This window comes from Vibrio sp. 10N.222.46.A1 (genome assembly GCF_041473595.1).
Lineage (GTDB): Bacteria > Pseudomonadota > Gammaproteobacteria > Enterobacterales > Vibrionaceae > Vibrio > Vibrio tasmaniensis_A.
The window spans coordinates 1-3,406 of record NZ_JBFRSN010000510.1; the positions used below are offsets into that span (position 1 = coordinate 1).

Consider the following 3,406-nt stretch of genomic DNA (forward strand, 5'->3'; position numbering starts at 1 on the left):
GGTCTGCGCCATCAAATATGATCTCACCTTGGCTTGGATCGTTGAGTCGGTTGATACAGCGCAGAAGCGTACTTTTACCGGTACCAGATGGACCAATGATCGCGATGATGCCTGGCTCATCGATATCAATATTAATGCCTTTAAGGATTGGCTTGCCTGCCACGTATTCGTGGAAAAGGTTGTTTATCTTTATTCCTTCATAGCTTGCTACGGCCATACTGCATTTCCTTGTGCGAATTTTAGAATGATCTATGCCCTACCCGCGAGGGCATAGATATTTAGTTGAAGTAGGTGTTTTTAAAGAACTAAGTCTTTCTAAAACTTAGTCTTCTAATAAAAAAGAACTAGCCGTTGTTTGCTTGTTTTGCTAGCTCAGCGGCTTTTTTCTTTGCTCGTTTAGCCGCATCTTTTTCAGCCAATTTCTTCAAGCCAGTTTTGGTGTAAGCCGTACCTGTCGCATGAGCGATATCACGAATCACATCCCACTCTTCTTTGTAGCTGATTGGCGAGAAACGGTCGGCACCTTTAAACGATGCGCTCATTTCTGGTGTAAAGCGGTAGCTAAAGAAAGCTTCGTTGATCTTCTCAACCAGTTCTGGTTTTAGGTTGTAAGCATAGCCAAACGCAGACGTTGGGAAGCGTGGGCTACGGTAGATGATCTTCAGTTCAGAATCGTCAACACGACCTGCTGCTACCATACGATCGTACACGTCCGATGCCACAGGTGCTGCGTCATAATCTCCATTGAAGACGCCTAGAATCGATTGGTCATGCTTACCTGAGTAAAGCACTTTGTAATCTTCATCTGGCACTAGGCCTTTCGCTGGAAATAACGCACGTGGAGCTAGGTTGCCAGAGTTGGAAGATGCAGAAGTGTGTGCAACCTTTTTGCCTTTCAGATCAGTCATTTTGTTAATGCCGCTGTCTTTACGAACAATCGTGATTAGGTTGTAGCCTTGGAAGCCAGACTCATCGCCCTTCACCGCAATTGGAACGTAACCTGCTAAATTAACTGCGTAGCCTGTTGGGCCCGTAGAGAAACCTGCAACATGCAGTCGACCAGAACGCATCGCTTCTACTTGCGCAGAGTTCGAGTGAACCGTGTAGTAAATCACTCGCTTACCCGTAATTTTACTTAGGTGAGCTTGGAAATCCGCAAACGCATCTTTGTACAACGCAGGGTCTTCTACTGGCGTATAAGTAAACACAAGCGTACTTGGGTCGTTCCACTCATCTGGGTTCTTTGGTGAATCGGCGACCAAATCTTGGTTTTCATCACAGTATCGATCGTCTAACACACCACGACTAGAGCAGTCGCTTGCCATAGCCATTGAAGGAAGTAGTAATGAGCTAGCGATTAACAGTCCTTTAACACTGATTTTCATATTCAAACCTTACTTTTACTTATTGTTGAAAGTCACCTTCGCTATTGCAGCCTTTGTGCCACCTTTTAATTTATTTAATTTCAATAACTTAAAGAAAACCCTAGATTGGGAAATTACTTTTGTGTCATTACTGTCCAACTAAGAAGTGCCTATTTGGGTCATTTCTGTCCCGCCAATTTCGGCGGTAAAAAAAGAGCCCGAAGGCTCTTTGGTTCACTGCTTTTTATCTTATTATTCTTTGGCTAAGTACTCTCTATACAAACGCTATAATTGCTATGCAAAGCGAGCTCACAACAGCCTAAGCGTCGCTGTCCATACAGTTAGCGTAGTAAGTTACCGTTGCAGGCCAATCGCTGAATACGCCCATAACACCAACATCTTGCGCCAGTACATCAAGCATTTTCATCATGTCGCCATCATTGTTGATGCCATCTTTCACGCTTTGGTAATACCATCCGCCGCCTTGCGCTAGCGGGCCTGAACGCTCAAGTGTCCATGCAATAATTTCAAGATCAGCATCTTTTGCCAGTTTCGCGTAGTTAGACGCCACTAATTCGTTGTTCTTATCAAGTTCAACCAAAGCAAACAGAGGTGGTGCGATGATATTCACGCCCGCATCGTGTAGCTCCTTCATGTTTTCAACAGACGCGACAAAGTCCGCTTGCTCATAGACACGGTCGTCAAGATAAACGGCTTGCTTACCGAACTTAGGCGTCTCATTAACCCAGTACTTCACATCATCCAAGTTGAATGACTGTAGGTAAGTCTCTGAAGGCTCAAAACCCGCCTCTTTCAGCTCATCCACCAGCTTCTGCGCGTACATCTCTTGGCTAAAACCATTGAAAGGCATTTCTACCGCCGCCGATTTTAGCTCAGGAGTCACCTTCACGCCGTGCTCTTTAAACAATGCCGCACTTTCGGCGTGTGTCATCAGTGTCCCATTTTGGCTGTAAAGGTCAGTTCTCCAACCAGGTGTGCCATTCATGTACTCTTCGACCGTGGTTGCTTTTTGATTCGCACCATCCATTTTCCCTTTCAGGGTCTTAAACTCAGCCAGCGTGAAATCAGAGGTACGACACTCAACCTGTGCATCTTCGCCTGTCGCTGGGTTAGCTGGCGTGAACGGTGTTGAACACTTCTTAGCAAGATCGGGATGCGCTAAAACATCGGTTGTGGTGTGCAGATCACTTTGCGAGTGACGACATACCAACGCCTTATCTTTAGTAAAAGTCACATCGCACTCCACTACACCCGCGCCCATTTGAATCGCTGCTAAGTAGGATTCCTTGGTGTGTTCAGGAAACTGCATCGCAGCTCCGCGATGTCCAATAGAAAAATCACTACGATGAAAAGGTCCTTCACTGCAACTCAACAGCTTGGTTTTCAAAGGGCTCTCATCCATATTGTTCACTAAAAAGAGGGGACGAGGACCTAAGTCGGCTGATTCTGCTGCGGCCCATGCCGTCATCGAGCTCACACCGAGTATCAGAGCAATCGAACCTTTCAGTATTTGCTTCATGTTTGTATCTCCTTGCAACAAGCAATTATTTTTCTAACTTCCTTTATTCGATCATTCGGTGTTGGATAGCTGTCATATATAGATAGCTGTCATATATATTTTGACTCAGCACCGAATAACCTCATGTGAACGTATGCCACAATGTAGTGATTGCACGCATTGTGCCAAATGTTAAAGCCCTTTTATTACAATCACTTGAAACGGTTAACCATTCGACTAAAAGTGAAATGGGTCATTGTTGTCTTGTGCTTTTATTAAGCGAATGGATGAACCAGTTAGGCCTTGAAGCTCTCTTTATCCAATTGGTGTTTCTTCATTTTTCGATAAAGGGTTTTACGCGGTAAATTCAGCTTACTTGATACCTCGTTAATGTTGCCTGCGCTTTCTATTAGCGCTTCCGTCAGTACATTCCTTTCGTACTGCTCCATCTGCTTTTCAAAAGCGAAATCTTCTCCGGACGCTTCACAAATTGGTGATTGAAGATCAAAGCCATCACCAACAA

4 protein-coding genes are annotated in these 3,406 nt (G+C 44.8%); all 4 read right to left on the bottom strand.

The genetic code is table 11. The features are described 5' to 3' along the window. Positions 1 to 217, bottom strand: a 217-nt coding sequence (locus AB4496_RS14920) for an ATP-binding cassette domain-containing protein (protein WP_372131246.1), incomplete at its 3' end; no start/stop codon positions are given. A gap of 127 nt (positions 218 to 344) precedes the next feature. Further along, positions 345 to 1,385 carry a phosphate/phosphite/phosphonate ABC transporter substrate-binding protein gene (phnD, locus tag AB4496_RS14925; RefSeq protein ID WP_041473170.1) on the bottom strand — a complete coding sequence of 347 codons (1,041 nt, stop codon included), beginning with the start codon at positions 1,383 to 1,385 and terminating at the stop codon, positions 345 to 347. 298 nt (positions 1,386 to 1,683) lie between these two features. Then, positions 1,684 to 2,904, bottom strand: coding sequence for a glycerophosphodiester phosphodiesterase family protein (locus tag AB4496_RS14930; RefSeq protein ID WP_102258240.1), 1,221 nt, complete (start codon positions 2,902 to 2,904; stop codon positions 1,684 to 1,686). Positions 2,905 to 3,179: 275 nt separating this feature from the next. Then, the coding region (locus AB4496_RS14935) for a helix-turn-helix domain-containing protein (protein ID WP_372131248.1) at positions 3,180 to 3,406 on the bottom strand (227 nt) is incomplete at its 5' end.